This is a genomic window from Roseateles asaccharophilus, assembly GCF_031458115.1.
GTDB classification, from domain to species: Bacteria; Pseudomonadota; Gammaproteobacteria; order Burkholderiales; family Burkholderiaceae_C; genus Pelomonas; species Pelomonas asaccharophilus_A.
Genome location: NZ_JAVDXV010000010.1, coordinates 194253 through 216432 on the forward strand (window position 1 = coordinate 194253; position 22180 = coordinate 216432).

Consider the following 22180-nt stretch of genomic DNA (forward strand, 5'->3'; position numbering starts at 1 on the left):
AGAATGCCGACCATGAAGCAACAAACCCTCACCATCCTGGACGCGCTGGGCGTCCACCTGCCGCAAACCTCGAACTCGGGCGGCGACCTGACCGTGCGCTCGCCCATCGACGGCAGCGTGCTGGCCCAGATCCCGACCGCCAGCGCCGCCGACATGCAGGCCGCCGTGGGCCGTGCGCACGAGGCCTTCAAGGCCTGGCGCGTGGTGCCGGCGCCCAAGCGCGGCGAGCTGGTGCGCCTGTTTGGCGAGGAACTGCGCGCGCACAAGTCCCAACTGGCGCAACTGGTCTCCATCGAGGCCGGCAAGGTGACCAGTGAAGGCCTGGGCGAAGTCCAGGAAATGATCGACATCTGCGAGTTCGCGGTCGGTTTGAGTCGTCAGTTGCACGGCCTGACCATCGCCAGCGAGCGCCCCGGCCATCGCATGATGGAACAGTGGCTGCCGCTGGGTGTCGTGGGCATCATCTCGGCGTTCAACTTCCCGGTTGCCGTGTGGGCGTGGAACTCTGCGCTGGCAATCGTGGCCGGTGACGCCTGCGTGTGGAAGCCGTCCGAGAAGACGCCGCTGACCGCGCTGGCCACGCAGGCGCTGTTCGAGCGCGCCGTGAATGCCTATCGCGCTGCGGGCAACGCCGCGCCTGACGGCCTGTCCGAGCTGATCATCGGCCGAGCCGACGTGGGCGAGGCCATGGTGGACGACGCTCGCGTGGCGCTGGTGTCCGCCACCGGCTCGACGCGCATGGGCCGCGCTGTCGGCCCGCGCGTGGCGGCACGTTTCGGCCGGGTTCTCTTGGAGCTGGGCGGCAACAACGCCATCATCGTGACTCCCAGCGCCGACCTGGACCTGGCCGTGCGCGGCATCCTGTTCGGCGCCTACGGCACGGCCGGCCAGCGCTGCACGACGACGCGCCGCGTCATCGTGCACGAGAGCATCCATGACGCGCTGGTCGAGCGCCTGGACCGCGCCCGCGCGCAGCTGCCCATCGGCTCGCCGGTGGAGCAGGGCACCTTGATCGGCCCGCTGATCGACGCGCAGGCGTTTGATGCGATGCAGTTCGCGCTGAGCGCCGCACGCGAGCAGGGCGGCCAGGTGTCGGGTGGCGAACGCGCGCTGGCCGAGCGCTTCCCCGAGGCCTACTACGCCGTGCCCGCGCTGGTGCGCATGCCGGCGCAGACCGAGGTGGTCTGCCACGAGACCTTCGCGCCCATCCTCTACACGCTGAAGTACAAGACGCTGGAAGAGGCCATCGAGTTGCAGAACGGCGTGCCGCAAGGCCTGTCGTCGGCCATCTTCACGACCGACATCCGCGAAGCCGAGCGCTTCATGAGCGCGGCCGGCAGCGACTGCGGCATTGCCAACGTCAACATCGGCACGTCCGGTGCCGAGATCGGCGGTGCGTTCGGTGGCGAGAAGGAAACGGGCGGTGGCCGCGAGAGCGGGTCGGATGCCTGGAAGGCCTATATGCGCCGCACCACCAACACCGTGAACTACTCCAGCGAATTGCCTCTTGCTCAGGGCGTGAAGTTCGACATTTGAGTTGAACTTCGTCGGGGAGGGTAAAAAACTGGGCTATAGTCCGGCCTCCCTGAAAGCCCAGGTGGCGGAATTGGTAGACGCACTAGTTTCAGGTACTAGCGGGTAACTCCGTGGAGGTTCGAGTCCTCTCCTGGGCACCAAACAAGAAAGGCCAGCACGCAAGTGCTGGCCTTTTGCGTTTTGGGGCCCAGGAGAGGACTCGACCACTTTGGCGCGTGGCGCCAAAGTGGGACGCGGAACGCGGCAAAGGCATGTGTCTGCCGGGGTCGCGGGACGTGACCGAGTCCCCGCTGAATGGCCCTCGATGGGCCGTTCAGCGCGTGGTGGCGGCAACCGAGCCTGCAGTGGCGGCGCCAAACCACCTCTCCTCAAACTCCCCCGCCGAAACGCCCTTCCCAAACCACCACCCCTGTCCCCAGTCGCAGCCCATATCGCGCAGCGCGACCATCTGCGCCTCGGTCTCCACGCCCTCTGCGACGACCTCCAGCCCCAGTTCGCGCGCCATCGTCACGATGGCCCGGCACAGGGCCAGCGCCTTGCCGCCGTTTTCCAGCCCGGCGACGAAGCTGCGGTCGATCTTCACCGTGTCGATGTCGTGATGCTGCAGATAGCTCAGCGATGAATAGCCGGTGCCGAAATCGTCCAGCGAGATCGCCAGCCCCGCGTCGCGCAGCGCGCGCAGCCGCTCGGCCACCGCTTCGTCGCGCTCCAGCAGCAAGCCCTCGGTGATCTCCACGGCCAGCGCATCGCCGCCCAGGCCCAGGCTGCGCAGGTGCGAGATCCAGTCGGGCTGCATGCGGTGGCTGCGCTCGCTGAGGAACTGCACCGGCGACTTGTTGATGCTGATCTGGAAGCCCCCGTGCCCGGCCTCGCGCCACGCCAATGCCTGGGCGGCTGCTTCGCGGAACACCCAGTCGCCGATGTCCACGATGAGGCCGCTGGTCTCGGCGATGGGGATGAACTGCGCCGGGCTGACGTCGCCCAGTTGCGGATGCCGCCAGCGCAGCAAGGCCTCGGCCTTGCGCGGCGCGGCCGTCGGATCGCGCAGCGACAGGATGGGCTGGTAGACCAGGCTGAACTGCTGCAGCCGCAGCGCCTCGCGCAGTTCGCCGGCCAGACGGGCGCGGCGCTGCGCGGCGTCGTGCAGCGCCGGCGTGAACATCGCCATGCGGTTGCGTCCCGCACCCTTGGCCTCGTACAGCGCGAGGTCGGCGTGCTTGAACAGCGCTTCGATCTCCAGCCCGTCGCGCGGCGCGAGGCTGACGCCGATGCTGGCCGACACATAGACCCGCTCGCCCGCAACCTGGAAGGCCTCCGACAGCGCCTCCAGCAACTGATGCCCGATGCGCTCGGCCTGCGGCGCGGCCTGCGCGGCCGTCAGCAGCACGGTGAACTCGTCGCCGCCCATGCGCGCCACGACGCCGCTGCCGTCCGGCATGCAGCCCTGCAGCCGCTCGGCGACCTGCACCAGCAGCGCGTCGCCCACGTCGTGGCCCAGCGAATCGTTGACTTCCTTGAAGTGGTCCAGGTCGACGAACAGCACGGCCAGTTCCTCCCCCCGCACCGTGCGCTGGGCCAACGCGCGCTCAATGCGCTCGCGCAGCGCGCGGCGGTTGGGCAGGCCGGTCAGTGCATCGACGCGCGCCTGCTGCCAGACCAGCGTCTCCTGGCGCTTGCGCTCCGTGATGTCGGTGTGCGTGCCCACCATGCGCAGCGGCCGGCCGGCCGTGTCGCGCGCGATGACCATGCCGCGGCTCAGGATCCATTTCCACTGGCCGTCCTTGGACAGCACGCGATGCTCGTTGCGGTACAGGGGCGTGCGGCCAGCGAAGTGGTCGTCGCGGTCCTGGGCCATCTGGGCCAGGTCGTCGGGGTGAGTGCGCGCATCGAAGGCTTCGGGCGTGGCGTCCACGTCGCCGGGTTCGAAGCCGTACAGGCGCAGATAGCGCTCGGAGAAGTACTCCACGCCGGCCTGCACATGCCAGTCCCACACGCCATCGCCGCTGCTTTCCAGCGCCAGCTTCCAGATCGCATCCGCCTCGTGCAGCCGGTTCTCGGCGGCGCGGCGGCCGGCGATGTCGGTGTGCGTGCCCAGCCACAGCGGCGAGTCTGGCAGGCGCTGCGCCTGCGCCAGCATCCAGTGGCTGCCGACGCGATATTCCATCTCGAAGCGGCCCGCCGCCTGTGCCGCGCGCCAGCGCTCCTCGAATGCGGCGCGGTCGTCTTCATGCAGGCATTGCGCCAGCGCCACGGGTAGGGCGGGGCGGTTCAAGGCCTCGGCGAGGCGCGCGTTCATCCAAAGCAGCCGGCCTTGTGCGTCGGCCTTCCAGACTTGTTGCGGCAGGGCGTCGAGGACGGAGGCAAAGTGCACAGGCGGGGACATTGCGATGGCTACGGGACTCTGCCAACGGAGTATGCCCGCCAGCATGCGCCACAATCGCGCCCGCCCGAGCCGTTCGGGCGCGTTTTGAACGAGACCCCCCGCATGAACAAGACCGATCTGATCGAACACCTGGCCGCCAAGCACGAACTGAGCAAGGCTGAAGCCGGCCGCGTCCTGGAGACGCTGCTGGACGCCGTCGTCACCACCGTGAAGAAGGGTGGCTCCGTGTCGATCCCGGGCTTCGGCTCCTTCAAGCAGCACGCCCGTGCCGCCCGCAACGGCGTGAACCCCAGCACCGGCGCCAAGATCAAGATCGCTGCCGCCAAGCTGCCCAAGTTCACCCCGGGCGCTGGCTTCAAGGCCGCCGTGGACCCCAAGGCTGCTGCCAAGAAGGCCGCTGCCAAGCCCGCTGCAAAGCCGGCCGCCAAGGCCAAGAAGAAGTAATTCTTCGTGCCCATGAGCGCGCGCGGCTCCAGCCCCACCATCGTCGACGTCGCCCGCGAGGCGGGGGTGTCGATCAAGACGGTGTCGCGCGTGCTCAACCATGAGCCTGGTGTGCACGAGAGCACCCGAGATCAGGTGCTCAAGGTGGTGGAGGCGCTGCGCTACCGGCCCAAGCAGTCGGCACGCAGCCTCGCAGGTGGACGGTCTTTCCTGATCGGCCTGCTTTATTACGACCCCAGCGCGATCTTCGTCGGCAGCGTCCAGCAGGGCGCCACGCTGCGTTGCCGCGAGCTGGGCTATCACCTGGTTGTCGAGTCACTTCACAACGATGCACCCGACCTGCGCCAGCAGATCGACCGCATGGTGCTCGCGCTGCGGCCCGACGGCATGATTCTGACGCCGCCGCTGTGCGACAACCCCGAGGTGCTCGCCGCGCTGCGCGAGAGCGGCACGCCCTGCGTGCTGATGTCCCCGGAGCGCGACATCCGCGGCGTGCAGTCGGTGCGCATGGACGATGTGCATGCGGCCGAGGAGATCACCAACCTGCTGCTCAGCCTGGGCCATCGGCACATCGCCTTCATCAAGGGGCCGGCGGACCAGTCGGCCAGCGCGGCGCGCTACCAGGGCTTCGTCAACGCGCTGCAAGCGCATGGCCTGCAGCCCGATCCTGAACTGATCCAGCCCGGCAACTTCACGTTTGCCAGCGGCCGCGATGCCGCGCACAAGTTGCTCAGCGGCCGCCAGCGGCCGACCGCCGTGTTCGCCAGCAACGACGACATGGCGCTGGGCGTGCTCGCCGCCGCGCATCGGCTGGGGCTGAACGTGCCTAGCGAGCTGTCGGTGGCGGGTTTCGACGATTCACCCACGGCTGCCCTCGTCTGGCCGCCGCTGACCACCGTCCGCCAGCCGGTCGCCGAGATGGCGCGTACGGCGGTGGAGATGCTGGTGGGCGCCTCCCGGGCGGACGCCGTCGCGCCGGTCGATGACGCGGACCTGCACAAGGTGCTGGCGCACGAACTCATCGTGCGCGACTCCACCCGCGCGCGCTGAATCTGTTTCCCCGGGCTTGCCGGCTCATGCATCGTCGGCCGCTGAAATACGATCTGACATCGCTGTCAATTCCAATTGACAGCGTTGTCAGACGTCATGCAAGATGCGTTCAAGATGCCTTGCTGCTGGTTTCCGATGCGGCGGGTGCGTCGACAGATCACAAAGATCAGGAGACAGCATGCTTGCTCACCCCCCGCGCCGCGCTGCGGCTGATCGGTCCCAAGGGGCGCCCCCGACCTCGATGTGGCCGGCCCTGCCGTGATCGCCGACGCCTGCATGGGCCGATGGCCCGCGCAGGCGACCCACCCCGTTCCATTCCGCAGCGGCCGGTGATCCGCTTCGGCTTCATCCGCCCGCGCCGCAAGGCGCGGTTGTCCTCGCCTTGACCATGAACCTCCTCGACCCCGACCATCTCGACGCTGCCGGCCTTGCTCAGGCCTTTCCCGCTAATTTCCTGTGGGGCACCGCGACCAGCGCCGCCCAGATCGAGGGTGCCGCTTTCGAAGATGGCAAGGGCCCGTCCATCTGGGATGCGTTCTGCCGTCAGCCGGGCCGCATCAACGACGCGTCCAACATCGACATCGCCTGCGATCACTACCACCGCTTCCGCGAGGACGTGGCGCTGATGAAGGGCATGGGCCTGGACTGCTATCGCTTCAGCCTGTCCTGGCCGCGCGTGCAGCCGCTGGGACAGGGGGCCTGGAACGAGGCCGGCTTCGCGTTCTACGACCGGCTCGTCGACGCGCTGCTGGAGGCTGGCATCCAGCCGCATGCGACGCTGTATCACTGGGATCTGCCACAAGCGCTGGACGAGACCATCGGTGGCTGGCTGTCGCGCGACATCGTCGGGCACTTTGCCGACTACGCCCGCGAGGTGGCTCGCCGCCTGGGCGACCGGCTGGCCAGCATCGCCACCCACAATGAGCCCTGGTGCACGGCCACGCTGGGCTACGAAACCGCCCAGTTCGCTCCAGGCCACAAGAGTCGTTCTGAGAGCCTGCAGGTGGCCCACCACCTGATGCTGTCGCATGGCGACGCGATTGCGGCGATGCGCACGGTCACCAAAACCAAGCTGGGCATCGTGCTCAACCACACGCCGTCCTTCCCCGCCACGCCGACCGAAGCTGACCGCCGCGCCGCGCGCATCGACGATGGCCTGAACGTGCGCTGGTACATGGACCCCATCTTCCGCGGCGCCTATCCGCAGGACGCGATCGATTTCGTCGGTGCCGATGCGCCGCAGGTCGAAGCCGGCGACCTGGAGCGTATCCGCCAGCCGCTGGACTTCCTGGGCCTGAATTTCTACACGCGCAGCCTCTTCGCCGCCGACGGCAAGACCGTCAAAGGCCCGGGCAAGCGCGGCTTCAGCGACATGGGCTGGGAGATCGTCCCCGAGGTGTTTGCGCAGCACCTGGTGCGCCTGGCGCGCGAGTACTCGCCGCCGCCCATGTACATCACCGAGAACGGCATGGCGAACGCCGACCGCGTCGTCGATGGCCGCGTGCCGGATGCCCAGCGCATCGCCTACGTGCACAGCCATCTGCAGGCGCTCGCCACCGCGATGAGCCTGGGTGCCGACGTGCGCGGCTACTTCTACTGGAGCATGCTGGACAACTTCGAGTGGAACTCAGGCTACCTGAAGCGCTTCGGCCTGTTCCATGTCGACTACGACACCCAGCAGCGCGTCGCGAAGGACAGTGCCCACTGGTATCGGGATCTCATCTCGGCACATCGCGCGCGGCGCTGAGCCGCTGTTGGCGCCCGGCTTGCGACAGCTCGCGTGCCCGCATTCGCGAAATCCTCCCGTTTCGCAGCCCTTCAAGGGCTCTTCTTGCCCTGCATTCCTTCGCGTTTGCCCCGACGAGGCGACAGAATTTCCGTCGTCATCAGGCGCTAAGCTCCGAGTTGACGCACAAGGGGATTTTCCCCTGATGCCTTTGTGCGCTTTGGAACCAAATAACGTATAGCAGGAGGCTGGTTTTCCGGGTTCGGCAGCGGTGCCGAAACGGAGCCGGTCGAGGGTGCCCGGCCAACGGGTATGAGCGAATGCAGGATAGATCAAACGATCCACTGATCGACGTCAGTCAATTGACGGTCGGGATGTTCATTCATCTCGACCTGGGCTGGATGTCGCATCCGTTTCCGTTGTCCAGTTTCAAGATCGCGTCGACGGATCAGCTGCTCATCCTGCGCCGCCTGGGTCTGACGCAGGTGCGCTGGAGCCCGGCCAAGAGCGATCTGGCGCTGCAATCGCGGCCGGCGGATCTCGATGAGGCGGGCGCCGCCGATGCGGCCGCTGCCGAGGCCGCCAACGGTGCTGCGGCGGATCAAGCGGCGCAGCCCGCGGTGCCCACGCCCGAGGATCTGGCCCGCGAGGCGCATCGCCGGGCGCTGGCCGCCCAGCGCGAAGCCCTGCGCCTGTGTGAAGAGCAGTACGGCGAGGCGGCCGACGGCTTCCGTGGCGTCATGGATTCAGTCCAACGCGACCCGCACGAGGCCCGCCACCAGGCCGAAAGCTTGGCCGCCGCGCTGCTGGACAAGATGTTGGTCGAGGGCGACCTCAACATGCGGCTGCTGAACGAGACGGCCGGCGACCGCAGCACCGCCCATGCGCTGAACGTCTGCATCATCGCGCTGCTGCTGGGCCGCGCCTTCGGCCTGGGCCGCGACGAGATGATGGACCTGGGCGTCGGCGCGCTGCTGCATGACGTCGGCAAGCTGGAGGTCGCCGCGCGGCTGCGCCATCGCGACGAGAGCTTCACGGCCGCCGAGACCCAGGCCTACCAGCAGCACGTCGCCAAGGGCGTGGCCATCGGCCAGGCCATGGGGCTGGCGCCGGCGCCGCTGCTCATCATTGCGCAGCATCACGAGCACGCGGACGGCACCGGCTTCCCGCAGCGCATCAACATGGACCGCATGAGCACCGGCGCACGCATCGTCGCGCTGGTCAACCGGTTCGACGGCCTGTGCAACCCGTTGATCACATCCAAGGCGATGACGCCGCACGAGGCGCTGTCGCTGATGTTCGCGCAGGGCCGCAACCGCTTCGACGCGACCATGCTGAACGCCTTCATCCGCATGATGGGCGTCTACCCGCCGGGCTCCACCGTGCAGCTCACCGATGACCGCTATGCGCTGGTCGTTTCAGTGAACTCGGCGCGGCCGCTGAAGCCCCGGGTCATGGTGCACGACATCAAGATCCCCAAGGAAGAGGCACTGGTCCTCAACCTGGAGGAGATGCCCGACCTCGGCATCCGGCGCAGCCTCAAGCCGCAGTTCCTGCCGCGGGCGTCGCTGGACTACCTCAGCCCGCGTGCCCGCATCGCCTACTTCTTCGACGCGATCAGCACCGGGCCAGGGGAGCTGACCGCGTGAGCGCCAGCCGCGAGGCGCCCCCGGCGCGCACTCGCGTCAACGAGGCGGCGCCCGTCATCGGCGCGCTGCTTGAAGGCCTGCCCGAACCGGCCTGGCTGGTGGACGGCGAGAGCCTGACTGTCAGTGTCATCAACCGCGCGGCGCTGCGCCTGCTGGGGCTCAAGCCCGAGCGGGCATTGGGCCAGGCGCCGGCGACGCTGTGCGGGTCGTTGGAGGATGAGGCGTTCTGGCAGGGCGCCGCGCGCGACCCCTTCGCGCGCATCCGCTCCGACACCGTGCTGACCCACAGCGACGGCCAGCCTCGCTGGGTCAGCCGCGCCATCAGCCCCATCCACACGCCCGACGGCGGCCATTACTGGCTGGTGCTGCTGCACGACCAGACGCGTCGTCGCCGTGCCGAGGCCGAGCGCGAGACCTTGCTGGCCGAGCTGCGCGCGACGCTGGAGTCCACCGCCGACGGCATCCTGGTCGTGGACCTGGGCGGCCGTGTGCGCAGCTTCAACCGCCGCTTCGCCAAGCTGTGGGGCCTGCCGGGGGGGCTGCAGCACGAGCCCGGCGACGCCGGCCTGTGGCTGAGCCTGCAGCGCGTCATGCGCGACGGCGAGCAATACCGCCTGCGCATCGAGGCCTTGCTGGACGCGCCGTTGATGCGCTCCAGCGATGTGCTGCGCCTGGCTGACGGCCGCGTGCTGGAGCAGGTCTCGCTGCCGCAGATGAGCCGCGGCGAGCCCATAGGCCGCGTGTTCTCGTTCCGCGACCTGTCCGAGAAGCTTGCCGCGCACCAGCGCATCGAAGAACTGGGCCGGTCCGACGTGCTGACCGGCGCGCCCAATCGGCGCGCGCTGGCAGACCGCATCGTCCAGCAGATGTCGGCCGTGGCCACCGGCGAGCCACAGCCGGCTTTCGCGCTGCTGCACCTGGACCTGGACCGCTTCAAGCAGATCAACGACACGCTGGGCCACACCTATGGCGACCGCGTGCTGCGCGAGATCGTCGAGCGCCTGCGCGGCGCCGTAGGCCCCAACGACACGCTGGCCCGGCTGGGTGGCGACGAGTTCGCGCTGCTGATCGACGGCGCGCAGCTGTTCGAGGCCGAGGTGGTCGCGCGGCGCATTCAGCAGCTGCTGGCCCAGCCGTTCAGCTTCGACACGCTGAGCTTCACGGTGACCGCCAGCTGCGGCATCGCGCTGTTCCCGGGCGACGGGGCGACGCCCGACGAGCTGATGGCCAGCGCCGAGCGCGCCATGCACTGGGTCAAGGAGGGCGGCCGCGCCGGCTTCCGCTTCCATGTGCCGCGCAAGGAGGTCGACCTGCTGTCGCGCATGCGGCTGGACCACGACATGCGCCAGGCGCTGGCGGAAGGTCACTTCAGGCTGCACTTCCAGCCGCAGGTCGAACTGGGCAGCGACCGCGTCATCGGCGCCGAGGCGCTGATCCGCTGGCGCGACCCGCAGCGCGGCGACATCTCGCCCGCCGATTTCATCCCGCTGGCCGAGGAAAGCGGCTTCGTCGTCGCCATCGGCGACTGGGTGCTGCGCGAGGCTGTCGAGCAGGCGGCCCACTGGCTGAGCCGCGGCCTGCGCATGCCTGTGGCCGTCAACGTGTCGGCACTGCAGTTCCAGCAGCCGCATTTCGTCGAAAACGTCGCCGCCGCGCTGCGCGACGCGGCGTTGCCGGCCAGCATGCTGGAGCTCGAATTGACCGAAGGCGTGCTGCTGGGCGACGCCGATGAAGGCCTCAAGCGCATGCAGGCGCTGGCCGGCCTGGGCGTCACGCTGTCCATCGACGACTTCGGCACCGGCTATTCGTCGCTGGCCTACCTGAAGCGCTTCCCCATCCAGCGCCTCAAGATCGACCGCAGCTTCGTCAAGGGCCTGCCCGGCGACCCCAGCGACGCCGGCATCGCCAACGCCATCGTGCAGATGGGGCGGGCGCTGGGCCTGCAAGTCATCGCCGAGGGTGTGGAGACCGAAGCCCAGCGCGACTTCCTTGCCCAGGCCGGCTGCCACGAGTTCCAGGGCTATCTGTACGCGCCGGCGCTGCGTCCCGACGAGTTCGAACAGCGCGTGCGCCCGCGCCGGCATGTGGTCGACGCGGCTGTGTCCGGTTGGCTGGGGCTGGCCGGCAACGGCTGAGCCCCGCTGCGCGCCACAATGGCGGCATGCTTTACGTCTTCAGGTCCAAGGCCGGGGCCGATGTCACCATGCTGGCCGAATCCGGCGACGCGTTGCTGCGTCTGATGGGCCGCGAGCCTGCCCCACGTGGCATCTTCCAAGCGGTCGACCTGCCGCAGCTGATCCAGGCGCTGGAGGCCGGCGTGCTGGCCGACGAGGCGCAGTTCCAGAAGGCCGTCGATGAGGCCAAGGCCGCCGGCGAGCCCGAGCCGCGCCGCAAGGGCATCAGCCTGCGCCAGCGCGCCTGGCCGCTGCGGGAGCTGATGCAGCGCAGCGTGCGTGAGGATGCCGACGTGGTGTGGGGCGTCTAGTGCTGGAGCAGGCCACCCGGATCGTGCTGATCCGCCATGGCGAGACGCTGTGGAACCGCGCGACGCGCATCCAGGGACATACCGACATCCCGCTCAGTCCGCTGGGCCTGGCACAGGCGCAGCGGCTGGCCGAGGCGCTGGCCGACGAGCCGCTGGCCGCCGTCTATTCAAGCGACCTGGCCCGGGCGCGCCAGACGGCGGACGCCGTTGCCGGCAGGCACGGGCTCGGCGTGCAGCTGGACGCCGGGCTGCGCGAGCGCGCCTTCGGCCGCTTTGAAGGGCTGAGTTGGGATGAGATTCATCAGGGTTATCCCGAGGATGCCGCGCGCTGGCGCCGCCGCGAGCCGGACTTTGCGGTCGGGGGCGGCGAAAGTCTGACCCTCTTCAGCGCCCGGTGCGTCGCCGCGGCGCGGCGCATCTGCGCCGCCCATGGCGGCGACATCATCGCGCTGGTGGCGCATGGCGGCGTGCTGGACTGCCTGTACCGTGCCGCAACGCGGGTGTCGCTGGAGGCCCCACGGAGCTGGCAGCTGGGTAACGCCAGCATCAACCGCTTGCTGGCCACGCCCGAGGGCTTCAGCCTGATCGGCTGGAACGACGACGGGCACTTGGCGGGGTTGAGTGCGGACGACATCACCGCGTGAGGCCTAACTGAGGTCTTGCAAGGCCCCTAAAGCCACTGTTGCATCCACGCGTCGCCAACCTCTGTCTGTGTGACAGCCACTCCTATACTGGCTGTCACTTGTCCTTCAAGGTGGCCTTGTCAAGCCGCCGCAACCCTTAAGTAAAGGCAAACGATGAAGAAGATCGCTCTCGTCGCCGCCCTGGCCGCCATCTCGGCCGCTCCGGCGTTCGCTCAAAGCTCCGTCACCCTGTGGGGCCGTATCAACACCACCGTCGAGAGCCAGAAGACCGGTTCGCAGGATCGCATCGTTCGCGTCCAGAACAACTCCTCGCGCCTTGGCTTCAAGGGCACGGAAGACCTGGGCGGCGGCCTGAAGGCCTCGTTCTCGCTGGAGCACGGCGTCAACAGCGACAGCGGCACCGCCAGCGGCGGCAACACGTTCTGGAACCGCGCTTCGTGGGTGCAGCTGGAAGGCGCCTTCGGTGGCGTGCGTCTGGGCAAGTGGTTCCCGGGCTCGTACTTCGCGACCGCCGATTACGTGAGCATGCACAACCATGACACGGGCACCTCGGCCGATGCGCTGTACGGCACCCAGTTCACGACGAACAACAAGGTTTCGTACTTCACGCCCACCGTGTCCGGTTTCAACGCTGAAGTCGGCGTCGCCGCCGGCGAAGGCACGGCGCCGCGCGCCTGGGACCTGGCCGTCAACTACGACATGGGCCCCCTGCACGCCGGTTTCGGCTACGAAAAGGTTGGCATTTACAAGCAGTTCGCGGTCCGCGGCCTGTATGAGCTGGGTGCCTTCACCTTCGGCGGTTACTACCAGCGCGAAGAAGTCAGCGGCTTCAAGAGCCGTGACGTGGGCCGTCTGGCTGCCATGTACGCCGTCGGCCAGTCCGAGTTCCACCTGAACGTCGGCGGCAGCAAGTCCGGCGGCAACGGCGCCTTCCGCCTCGGCGGCGCCAAGCAGTACACGCTGGGCTACAACTACAACCTGAGCAAGCGCACCAAGGTCTACGGCTTCTACACCAAGACCGACTACAACGCCCCGGGCCAACTGGACTTCAACTCGCTGGCAGTTGGCGTTCGCCACAACTTCTGATCCTCGCGACCAGAAAACAAAAGCGCCCCGCGGGGCGCTTTTTTATTGGCTCTTTGCGCATTGATTCGTGATGGCTCAGCTGGTGAGCCATTGTGAGAAGACATTGGCTGGCATGGCCCCGAGGGTCGGGGCATCAGGAGCCACAGATGCGCAGCCGAGAGCTCAAGAGAATGATGGCCGAGGCGTTGAAGCTGACGTTGGCGCAAAGGCAGGAGCTGATACAGGTCCTGAGCGACGTCAATGAGGTCGAGCGGGTCGTGCAGACGGTGCAATCACGCCCGCAGGTCTGCCCTCATTGCCAAGGTGAGCGCGTGGTTCGCAATGGGCACGCCAGCGGGTTGCAGCGCTACAAGTGCCGCCACTGCGCCAGGATCTTCAACTCGCTGACCGAGACGCCGCTGGCTGGGCTGCGGCACAAGGGGAAATGGGAGCGCCAAGCCGAAGTGCTGCGCCAGGGCTTGAGCGTGCATCAGGCGGCCGACGCCCTGGCGGTGGCGCCGAGTACAGCCTTCCGCTGGCGTCACCGCTTCCTGCAACTGGCGCAGGGCGTGAAGGCCCGGGTGCTGCAAGGCGTGGTCGAGGCCGACGAGACCTACTTTCTGCGCTCCAGCAAGGGCCAGCGCGTGAAGGCACGCAAGGCACGGCACCGCGGCGGCAGCGGTGCCAAGCGGGGCTTGTCTGAGGAACAGGAGCCCGTGCTGGTGGCGCGCGACCGTTCGGGCGCGACGGCTGACTTCATCCTGCAGCGAGCCGGCAAGGCTGCGACCATCGCAGTGCTGGGCTCGGTGCTGGCCCCTGACGTCGTGCTTTGTACGGACTGCAGCGGCTCGCTGGGCGCGGCGGCCCGGCATCTCGGCGTCGAGCACCAAGCGCTGAACCTCTCCAAGGGGCAGCGCGTGCAAGGCGCTTGGCACATCCAGAACGCCAACGCGTATCACGCCAGGCTCAAGAACTGGATTCGCCGCTTCAACGGTGTGGCCAGTTCGTACTTGGCCAGCCTGGGCTGGTTCCGCGCCCTGGACCGGTCAGCCCAAGCTCCTCGCCAGCCCGCGCCATTCCTAGCTTTGGCTATCGGTGCTTGAGCTCGTCACCAAACAATGCGCAAAGAGCCTTTTTATTGCCCGAACAGGTCGGGGGCGTGCTTGTTGCTTGGCGGTGCCAGGCCCAGGTGCCGGTAGGCGGCCAGCGTCGCGACGCGGCCGCGCGGCGTGCGCTGCAGGAAGCCCTGCTGGATCAGGAAGGGCTCGATGACATCCTCGATGGTGCCCGCCTCCTCGCCGATGGCGGCCGCCACGTTCTCCAGGCCGACCGGGCCGCCGTCGAAGCGATGCACGACGGCTTCCAGGAACTTGCGGTCCATCAGGTCGAAGCCCTGCGGGTCCACGTCCAGCAGCGCCAGCGCCTTGTCGGCGATGCCGGCGACGATGCGGCCATCGCCCTTCACCTCGGCGTAGTCACGCACGCGGCGCAGCAGCCGGTTGGCGATGCGCGGCGTGCCACGTGAGCGGCGGGCGATCTCCAGCGCGCCGTCGGCATCAATGGGTGCGTTCAGCAACGCGGCCGAGCGAGTCACGATGCGCTGCAGTTCGGCCGGCGTGTAGAACTCCAGTCGCGCAACGATGCCGAAACGATCACGAAGTGGATTGGTCAGCATGCCGGCGCGCGTGGTCGCGCCGACCAGCGTGAAGGGCTGCAGGTCCAGCTTGATGGAGCGCGCTGCCGGACCCTCGCCGATCATGATGTCGATCTGGTAGTCCTCCAGCGCCGGGTAGAGGATTTCCTCGACGACGGGGCTGAGGCGGTGGATCTCGTCGATGAAGAGGACGTCGTTCTTCTCGAGGTTGGTCAGGATGGCGGCCAGGTCTTTGGGCTTCTCCAGCACGGGGCCGGAGGTCTGCCGCAGGTTCACGCCCAGCTCGGCCGCGATGATGTGCGACAGCGTCGTCTTGCCCAGGCCCGGTGGGCCGAACAGCAGCACGTGGTCCAGCGCTTCGCGGCGCTTGCGGGCGGCACCGATGAAGATCTCCAGCTGCTCGCGCGCCTTGGTCTGGCCGACATAGTCGTCCAGCAGCTTGGGGCGCAGGGCGCGCTCCAGCGCCTCCTCGCGGCTGGACTCGGGCGCGGCGCTGACGATGCGGGGCGCCGGTGCGAAGTCGTCGGTCTGGATGGTCATGACAGCTTCTTCAGCGCCAGCTTGATGCCATCACTGACGCCGACATCCAGCGGCAGCGCCTTCAGCGCGGCGGCGGCATCCTTCTCGCTGTAGCCCAGCGCGACCAGCGCCTGCAGGATGTCGGCCTGGGCGTCGTTGGCGACGGCGGTGGGCAGGGCCAGGTCCGGCCCCAGCTTGCCCTTCAGCTCCAGCAGCAGCCGCTCGGCGGTCTTCTTGCCGATGCCGGGTACCTTGGTCAGGCGGCCGGCATCCTGGCGCGACACGGCCTGGGCCAGTTCGGACACCGACAGGCCGGACAGCAGGCCCAGTGCCATCTTGGGGCCGACGCCGCTGATCTTGATCAACTGACGGAAGGTGGCGCGCTCTTCGTGCGTGAGGAAGCCAAACAACTGGTGCGCGTCCTCGCGCACGGTCAGGTGGGTCAGCAGCACGGCGCGTTCGCCCAACGCGCCGAGATTGAAGAACGTGCTCATGGGCACGTCCACTTCGTAGCCAACGCCGGCCACGTCGATCACCACCTGCGGCGGTGTTTTCTCGGCGATGACGCCGCTGAGTCTTCCGATCATGGCCCGATTATCCGGGCCACCTCAGGCTCAGTTTCTGCCGAACAACCCGAGTCGCTGCGCTTCCAGCGCCGCCTCGGCACGCGAGCTCACATTGAGCTTGCGATAGATCTGCTTCACATAGTCGGCGATGGTGTGGCGGGACAGGCCCAGCTGCACGCCGATCTCCGGCAGCGTGAAGCCCTTGGCCACGCGCAGCAGCACCTCGGTCTCGCGGTCGGTCAGCGACACCTCGTGCAGCAGCGTCGAGGCCGGCTTCTTCACCTGCGCAGCAAAGTAGGCGATGACCTTGCGCGCGATGGACGGCGACAGCGGCGGCTCGCCCTGGCTCATGCGCTGCAGCTGCTCCACCAGCAGTTCGCGCGACTGCTCCTTCAGCAGATAGCCGAAGGCGCCGGCCTGCAGCGCGGGGAACAGGTGCTCGTCGTCGTCGTGGATGGTGACGATGACCGACTGCACTTCGGGCTGCTTCTCGCGCAGCGCGGCGATGACTTCGACGCCCGAACCATCGGGCAGGCCCAGGTCCAGCAGCGCCAGCGTGAAGCGCTGGCCGTTGACCAGCGACAGCGCATCCTGCACGCGCGAGCACTCGGTGATCTGCGCATTGGCGAACACCTGCTTGATCAGTGCCTTCAACCAGGCGCGGATCTCTGGAATGTCTTCGAGCAGCAGGATGTGGTTCATGGGGGCCTCGGAAATCTAGAGCGGAATCGTCAGACGGATGACAGTACCCCAGCCGGGCCCGGATTCAACCAGGCACTGGCCATGCATTTGCTTGGCGCGTGACTTCATGCTCGCCATGCCGTGGCCTCTGTCCAACCGTCCGTCCAGTTCGGTCGGGATGCCCTGGCCGTTGTCCTGGATGGTCAGGATGAAGTCACCATCCTGCACCGCGGCGGAAATGGTCGCGTTCGTCGCGCCGCTGTGCTTGATGATGTTGGACACCGACTCTCGCAGTATGCGCGTCGTCTGCACATAGGAGCGGGCCTGGAAGGTGTGCTCGATGTCCTCGGCCGGGCTCTTCCATTCGGCCAGGATGTTGGCCTGGCCCAGCCGTGAAACAACCTCCGCGCGCCAGTCGCCCATCGCGTCGATCAGATGCACCGGCTTGCCGGTCAGCCCGCGCACGGACAGTCGCATCTCTTCGAGTGCCTCACGCGCCAGCGTGGAGATGCGGTCGGACTCACTGGTGTGCACGATGGTCAGCAGCTTGGCACCCAGGTCGTCGTGCAGGTCGGCGGCGATGCGCTTGCGCTCGCGCTCGGTCACCTGCTCCAGCTTTTGCTCAGCCAACTGGCTGTGGCTGCGCTCCACCTCGGCGATGCGATCGGCCATGCGCTGATCCAGCGCGGCCGTGCGCTTCTCGGCGTCCACGCGCGCCTGCGCCACGTCGTTCACCAGTTGCAGGCCCAGAGCCAGCATCAGCAGCGGCAGCGTCAGCGTCAGCCAGGGCGATGCGATCTGCCACAGTGGCTCGCTGACCAGCACCAGCGCCATGTCGGCCAGCAGCGCCAGCATGGTGGGGGGGAGCAGCACCAGCATCAGCTTGAAGTCCTGGGCCGACTCGGCGTCGGGCTGCTCCTTCAAGCGCTGCCAGCGCAGCCACAGCGCCCAGCCCATCGCCGCGATCAGTTCCAGGCTCAGCACGTCGTGCCAGATCCAGCCCAGCACGCCGACCTGGCCGCCGGCCAGCAGCAGGCTGGCGGGCACCACCAGGCACTGGATCAGTAGCGCGTAGTCGATCCAGTCGCGCTTCCAGTTCATCTGCCGCAGCAGGTATTGCACGCCGCACAGCACCAGCAGCGTCATCAGCAGGGGGCGCAGGCCGGCGGCGCTGGGCACGGTGGCGGCCCGCAGCACGACCCAGCTCAGCATCATGCCGACCAGGAAGTTGGCGGGGCGCTCGCGCGAGTGCAGGCTGGAGATCAGTCCCACGACGGTGGCCATCAGTGCCAGCATCGCGGCCACCCAGCCGCGCACGGTGCCGGACCAGTCCGGACCCGCCAGGCTCTGGGCCTGGGCCAGCGCCGGGCACAGCAGCGCCGCGGCGATCAACGGGAAAAGGCGCAGGCGCCGCGCTGTCGCGGCCTCCGGCGCGGTCTTGGTTTTCATGGGGCGGCATTGTGCGGGAGCCAGCACCCGGATCGCGCCGGGGAATGCACCAGCGACAATCCCGGCTTCGCTCTTTTCGTGACCACCGTGATCCTGCGCTTCGCCCTCGAACCCGCCGACAACACCCGCCTGGCCCGCGTTTGCGGCAGCCTGGATGCGCATCTGCGCGAGATCGAGGCCGCGCTGGGCGTCAAGATCACGCGCCGCGACGCCGAGTTCCGCGTCAACGGCGCGAAAACGGCTGCCGAGCGCACGCAGGCGCTGCTGGAGGGCTTGTACGAGCGCGCCCGCCGGCCGCTGGCCGCCGAAACCTTGCAGCTGGCGCTGGTGGAGGCCAAGACGCCCGAGCCCGCCAAGCCAGCCAGCGACGACCCGCTGGTGCTGCGCACCCGCCGCGCCGACTTGTCGGCCCGCACGCCGCGTCAGCACCAGTACCTGCAGCAGATCCTGTCGCATGACATCACCTTCGGCCTGGGCCCGGCCGGCACGGGCAAGACCTTCCTGGCGGTCGCCTGCGCGGTGGACGCGCTGGAGCGTTCGACGGTGCAGCGCATCATCCTGACCCGCCCGGCCGTGGAGGCCGGCGAGCGCCTGGGCTTCCTGCCCGGCGACCTGACGCAGAAGGTCGACCCCTACCTGCGCCCGCTGTACGACGCGCTGTACGACCTGCTGGGCTTCGACCGCGTCACCAAGGCCTTCGAGAAAGGTCAGCTGGAGGTCGCGCCGCTGGCCTTCATGCGCGGCCGCACGCTGAACCACGCCTTCGTCATCCTCGACGAGGCGCAGAACACGACGCCCGAGCAAATGAAGATGTTCCTGACCCGCATCGGCTTCGGCAGCCGTTGTGTCGTCACCGGCGACACCAGCCAGATCGACCTGCCGCGCGGCACGCAATCCGGCCTCATCGATGCCGAGCATGTGCTGGCGCGAGTGAAGGGCATCGCGATGACCCGCTTCACCAGCGCCGACGTCGTTCGCCATCCGCTGGTGGCCCGCATTGTGGAGGCCTACGAGGCCCGCGCCAAACGAGAGGCTCGCGAAGCATGAAACCTGAATTGAGCCTGTCCCTGCAGTTCGCCGACCCGCGCCACCGCGCGCTGCTGCCGCGCCACAAGGTGCTGCGCTTCATCCGCGCGGCGCTGGAGCTGCCGGGCGAGATTGCCGTACGCATCGTCGACGCCGAGGAGGGCCGCGCGCTGAACCGCGAGTACCGCGGCAAAGACTACGCGACCAATGTGCTGACCTTCGACTACAGCCACGAGCCGGTCGTCGGCGCGGATCTGGTCATCTGTGCCGAGGTGGTCGAGAAGGAGGCGGCCGACATGGGCGTGCCGCTGCTGGACTACTACGCGCACATGCTGGTCCACGGCACGCTGCATGCGCAGGGCTACGACCACGAGGTCGACGACGAAGCCGAGTGCATGGAGGCGCGCGAGACCGAGATCATGCGGGGGCTGGGCTTCGCCGACCCCTACCCGCGGAGCTAACGGCTGCTCAGATAGCGCTTGCGGCGGAACAGCAGCCACAGGCCGAACGCCAGCGCCAGGATCAAGCCTATCGCCTCCCAGAACCCGGCCGGGTTCTTGATCAGCGGCATCCATTCGAAGTTCATGCCGAAGATGCCGGTGATCAGGTTCAGCGGCAGGAAGATGGCGGTCAGCACCGTCAGCGTGCGCATGATGCTGTTGGTGCGGTGCCCCAGCGCGCTGAAGTGCATCTGCACGGCCGACTCGGCCGACGACTGCAGCCGGCGCACATGGCTGAGCACGCGTTCCACATGCTCCAGCACGTCGCGCGAGCGAACGCGCAGCAGCTCGCGGTCGCGGGCCAGCTGCGGGTCGCTGTGAACGGGCCATTCGTCCAGCGCATCAATCCACTCCTGGATGGCGCTGCGCTGGTCTTCGCAGATGTCCTCCAGCCTGTGCAGCGCGTCGCGGCTTTCCAGCAGCAGCGGCCAGTCGCTGAACTCGCTGCTCTGGTCCAGCAGCACGCGCTGCAGCGTGGCGAGCTGGCGGGTCAGCAGCCGGCGCAGCTCCAGGTAGCTGTCCACCATGTGGTTGACCATGCGCAGCATCAGCTCGGCCGGGCCGGCGGGCAGCCGCGCGCCACCGCGCGGGTCGCGCTTGTCGCGGCCTTCGGTCAGCCGGTCCAGCTTCTGCGCGAAGAACTCGCGCACCTGGCAGTCGGTCGGGTGCACCGTCACCAGCACGCGGTCGAACACGGCGAAGCCCACCGGGCTGGTGTCTATGGCGCGCAGCGCGCGCTGCGCCGAAGCCAGCGTGCCGTGCTCGTCGTCGACGAACAGATCCTGGCTGCCCGGCGCCGCGGCCAGGCGGCGAAACACCAGCATGTCGTACCAGGACGTGTAGTCGAAATGCGAGGGCAGCTGGTTGTTGATCAGGTCGGCCACATGCAGGTCGACGATGTTGCCGCAGCCCCAGCGCGCCAGCGCCTGCTGCGCCGCGGACTCTCCCACCTCGAACTCGCGCCGGCCGTAGCCCAGCCACAGGAAGCCGGTCTCGGGCAGCGCTTCCGGCAGCGCCGTCAGCTCGGTGAAGCGGTCCGGTTCGATGTGGAAGACCCGCACGGGATCAGCCCTTCTTCAGCAGTCGCGCGGCGTCCAGCGCGAAGTAGCTCAGCACGCCATCGGCGCCCGCGCGCTTGAAGGCCAGCAGCGACTCCATCATCACGGCGTCGTGGTCCAGCCAGCCGTTGGCCGCGGCAGCCTTGACCATCGCGTATTCGCCGCTCACCTGGTAGGCGAAGGTCGGCACGCGGAACTCGTCCTTCACGCGCCGCACGATGTCGAGGTAAGGCATGCCGGGCTTGACCATCACCATGTCGGCGCCTTCGGCCAGGTCCAGCGCCACTTCGCGCAGCGCTTCGTCGCTGTTGCCGGGATCCATCTGGTAGGTCTTCTTGTCGGCCTTGCCCAGGTTGGCGGCCGAGCCCACCGCGTCACGGAAGGGGCCGTAGAAGCTGCTCGCGTACTTGGCGCTGTAGGCCATGATGCGCGTGTGGATGTGGTCGGCGCCTTCGAGTGCCTGGCGGATGGCACCGATGCGGCCATCCATCATGTCGCTGGGCGCCACGATGTCCACGCCGGCGTCGGCCTGCGCCAGCGCCTGCTTCGCGAGGATCTCGACCGTGGGGTCGTTCAGGATGTAGCCGCTCTCGTCGATGATGCCGTCCTGGCCGTGGCTGGTGAACGGGTCCAGCGCCACGTCGGTCAGCACGCCCAGTTGCGGGAAATGCTTCTTCAGTGCGCGCACCGCGCGCGGCACCAGGCCGTTCGGATTCAGCGCCTCGGCGCCATCGGGCGTCTTCAGTGCCGCATCGATGACGGGAAACAGCGCGATGACCGGCACGCCCAACTCCACGCACTGCTCGGCCGTGCGCAGCAGGTGGTCCAGGCTCTGGCGCGACACGCCCGGCATGCTGGCCACGGCGTCCAGTCGGTTCTCGCCTTCATGGATGAAGACCGGCAGGATGAGGTCGTTGGCGCTCAGCGCATGCTCTCTCACCAGCGCCCGCGTGAATGCGTCGCGGCGCAGTCGGCGCGGGCGCGCGGCAGGGTAAGCGGGGGGTGTCAGAAGTGAGCGGCTCACGGGCGTATCCTCGATCTGCGGGGGGCTGCGGCCCGGCGCGTGATGGACGACACATCCCGGCGTCATTTATTCGTGACGCCCCCGCTCAAGCGCGCTAAACTTGTCTCCGAATGATAGCCGCAAGGTGGTCGTTCCCTGCTTTTCCTCCCTGAGCAGGAGCCTTAGCGTGATGACAGCGATAAGGCTTTCTCGGCCCCGGTTTCAACCGGGGCCTTTTTTATTCCTGAAACGCATGTGGCCCCGTCTGGCACGGGCGTCGGAGAGCGCTGCCCATAATGGCTGCATGCTCTGGGTCAAAGCCTTTCACATCGTCTTCGTCGCCGCCTGGTTCGCCGGCCTGTTCTATCTGCCGCGCATCTTCGTGAACCTGGCCATGGTGCCGGCCGACAGCCACGCGGAACGTGAGCGCCTGCTGTTGATGGCCCACAAGCTGCATCGCTTCAGCAGCATGCTGATGGGCGTGGCGCTGCTGCTGGGCCTATGGGTGTGGCTGGGCTGGGGCGCGACGCGCTTCGCCGGCAGCGGCTGGCTGCATGCCAAGCTGGCGCTGGTCGTCGCGGTCGTCGGCTATCACCACTACAACCGCCGTCTGCTGCGCGATTTCGAGCAACTGGCCAACCGCCGCAGCCACCGCTGGTTCCGCGTCTACAACGAGGCGGCCGTGCTGCTGTTCGCCACCATCGTCGTGCTGGTGACGGTCAAACCCTTCTGACGGAAGCCG

The 22180-nt window shown here is 68.0% G+C and carries 20 protein-coding genes and 1 tRNA gene; 14 read left to right on the forward strand and 7 right to left on the reverse strand.

Annotated elements, in window-relative coordinates:
• Nucleotides 1–3 precede the first annotated feature (3 nt).
• Together amaB and J2X21_RS23655 are read left to right on the forward strand one after the other, a co-directional pair.
• On the forward strand, nt 4–1536 hold the full coding sequence (amaB, locus tag J2X21_RS23650; protein WP_404667401.1) for an L-piperidine-6-carboxylate dehydrogenase: 1533 nt from the start codon (nt 4–6) through the stop codon (nt 1534–1536).
• 55 nt (nt 1537–1591) lie between these two features.
• Nucleotides 1592–1676 (forward strand) — tRNA-Leu (locus J2X21_RS23655).
• Nucleotides 1677–1849: 173 nt separating this feature from the next.
• On the opposite strand, the gene J2X21_RS23660 is transcribed toward J2X21_RS23655, so the two are convergent.
• Nucleotides 1850–3907, reverse strand: coding sequence for a putative bifunctional diguanylate cyclase/phosphodiesterase (locus J2X21_RS23660; RefSeq protein WP_310332588.1), 2058 nt, complete (start codon nt 3905–3907; stop codon nt 1850–1852).
• Between J2X21_RS23660 and J2X21_RS23665 the strand changes: the two genes are divergently transcribed.
• The 9 genes from J2X21_RS23665 (at nt 3902) to J2X21_RS23705 (ending at nt 14085) form a co-directional block, all read left to right on the forward strand.
• Complete coding sequence (locus J2X21_RS23665) at nt 3902–4363, forward strand: HU family DNA-binding protein (protein ID WP_310332589.1); 462 nt, start codon at nt 3902–3904, stop codon at nt 4361–4363. The two genes, J2X21_RS23660 and J2X21_RS23665, sit on opposite strands and share 6 nt — an antisense overlap.
• 12 nt (nt 4364–4375) lie before the next feature.
• Nucleotides 4376–5413 carry a LacI family DNA-binding transcriptional regulator gene (locus J2X21_RS23670; RefSeq protein WP_310332623.1) on the forward strand — a complete coding sequence of 346 codons (1038 nt, stop codon included), beginning with the start codon at nt 4376–4378 and terminating at the stop codon, nt 5411–5413.
• Nucleotides 5414–5801: 388 nt separating this feature from the next.
• Nucleotides 5802–7160, forward strand: a complete 1359-nt coding sequence (locus J2X21_RS23675; protein WP_310332590.1) for a GH1 family beta-glucosidase — start codon at nt 5802–5804, stop codon at nt 7158–7160.
• Between the two features lie 299 nt (nt 7161–7459).
• A complete protein-coding gene (locus tag J2X21_RS23680) occupies nt 7460–8788 on the forward strand; it encodes a cyclic di-GMP phosphodiesterase (protein WP_310332591.1) in 1329 nt (442 codons plus the stop codon).
• A complete protein-coding gene (locus J2X21_RS23685; protein WP_310332592.1) occupies nt 8785–10923 on the forward strand; it encodes a putative bifunctional diguanylate cyclase/phosphodiesterase in 2139 nt (712 codons plus the stop codon). The genes J2X21_RS23680 and J2X21_RS23685 overlap by 4 nt, the downstream gene beginning before the upstream one ends.
• Nucleotides 10924–10949: 26 nt before the next feature.
• Nucleotides 10950–11273 carry a DUF1840 domain-containing protein gene (locus tag J2X21_RS23690; RefSeq protein WP_310332593.1) on the forward strand — a complete coding sequence of 108 codons (324 nt, stop codon included), beginning with the start codon at nt 10950–10952 and terminating at the stop codon, nt 11271–11273.
• Nucleotides 11274–11275: 2 nt separating this feature from the next.
• Nucleotides 11276–11917 (forward strand): histidine phosphatase family protein, encoded by a 642-nt coding sequence (locus J2X21_RS23695; protein ID WP_310332624.1) that lies wholly within the window; start codon nt 11276–11278, stop codon nt 11915–11917.
• A 153-nt stretch (nt 11918–12070) separates the two neighbouring features.
• A complete protein-coding gene (locus tag J2X21_RS23700; protein ID WP_310332594.1) occupies nt 12071–13003 on the forward strand; it encodes a porin in 933 nt (310 codons plus the stop codon).
• Between the two features lie 146 nt (nt 13004–13149).
• Nucleotides 13150–14085 (forward strand): IS1595 family transposase, encoded by a 936-nt coding sequence (locus J2X21_RS23705; RefSeq protein WP_310332595.1) that lies wholly within the window; start codon nt 13150–13152, stop codon nt 14083–14085.
• A 32-nt stretch (nt 14086–14117) separates the two neighbouring features.
• Here the strand turns inward: J2X21_RS23705 and ruvB are convergent, their stop codons facing one another.
• The 4 genes from ruvB to J2X21_RS23725 are packed head-to-tail and all read right to left on the reverse strand — an operon-like array spanning nt 14118 to nt 17851.
• The gene (ruvB, locus tag J2X21_RS23710) at nt 14118–15176 is read right to left on the reverse strand and encodes a Holliday junction branch migration DNA helicase RuvB (RefSeq protein WP_310332596.1); all 1059 of its coding nucleotides are present in this window, start codon (nt 15174–15176) and stop codon (nt 14118–14120) included.
• Nucleotides 15173–15742 (reverse strand): Holliday junction branch migration protein RuvA, encoded by a 570-nt coding sequence (gene ruvA / locus J2X21_RS23715; RefSeq protein ID WP_310332597.1) that lies wholly within the window; start codon nt 15740–15742, stop codon nt 15173–15175. The genes ruvB and ruvA overlap by 4 nt, the downstream gene beginning before the upstream one ends.
• 27 nt (nt 15743–15769) lie before the next feature.
• Nucleotides 15770–16423 (reverse strand): response regulator transcription factor, encoded by a 654-nt coding sequence (locus J2X21_RS23720; protein WP_310332598.1) that lies wholly within the window; start codon nt 16421–16423, stop codon nt 15770–15772.
• A 15-nt stretch (nt 16424–16438) separates the two neighbouring features.
• Nucleotides 16439–17851 (reverse strand): sensor histidine kinase, encoded by a 1413-nt coding sequence (locus J2X21_RS23725; RefSeq protein WP_310332599.1) that lies wholly within the window; start codon nt 17849–17851, stop codon nt 16439–16441.
• Between the two features lie 87 nt (nt 17852–17938).
• Between J2X21_RS23725 and J2X21_RS23730 the strand changes: the two genes are divergently transcribed.
• Nucleotides 17939–18898 (forward strand): PhoH family protein, encoded by a 960-nt coding sequence (locus tag J2X21_RS23730; RefSeq protein ID WP_310332625.1) that lies wholly within the window; start codon nt 17939–17941, stop codon nt 18896–18898.
• Nucleotides 18895–19338, forward strand: a complete 444-nt coding sequence (ybeY, locus tag J2X21_RS23735) for an rRNA maturation RNase YbeY (protein WP_310332600.1) — start codon at nt 18895–18897, stop codon at nt 19336–19338. Before J2X21_RS23730 ends, ybeY begins: the two co-directional genes overlap by 4 nt.
• Here the strand turns inward: ybeY and J2X21_RS23740 are convergent.
• On the reverse strand, nt 19335–20438 hold the full coding sequence (locus J2X21_RS23740) for a magnesium transporter CorA family protein (RefSeq protein ID WP_310332601.1): 1104 nt from the start codon (nt 20436–20438) through the stop codon (nt 19335–19337). The genes ybeY and J2X21_RS23740 overlap by 4 nt on opposite strands.
• Nucleotides 20439–20442: 4 nt before the next feature.
• Nucleotides 20443–21459: a porphobilinogen synthase gene (gene hemB / locus J2X21_RS23745; RefSeq protein WP_310332602.1), complete on the reverse strand. Its 1017-nt coding sequence runs from the start codon at nt 21457–21459 to the stop codon at nt 20443–20445.
• Between the two features lie 283 nt (nt 21460–21742).
• Between hemB and J2X21_RS23750 the strand changes: the two genes are divergently transcribed.
• Nucleotides 21743–22171, forward strand: a complete 429-nt coding sequence (locus J2X21_RS23750) for a CopD family protein (RefSeq protein ID WP_310332603.1) — start codon at nt 21743–21745, stop codon at nt 22169–22171.
• The last annotated feature ends 9 nt before the right edge of the window (nt 22172–22180 follow it).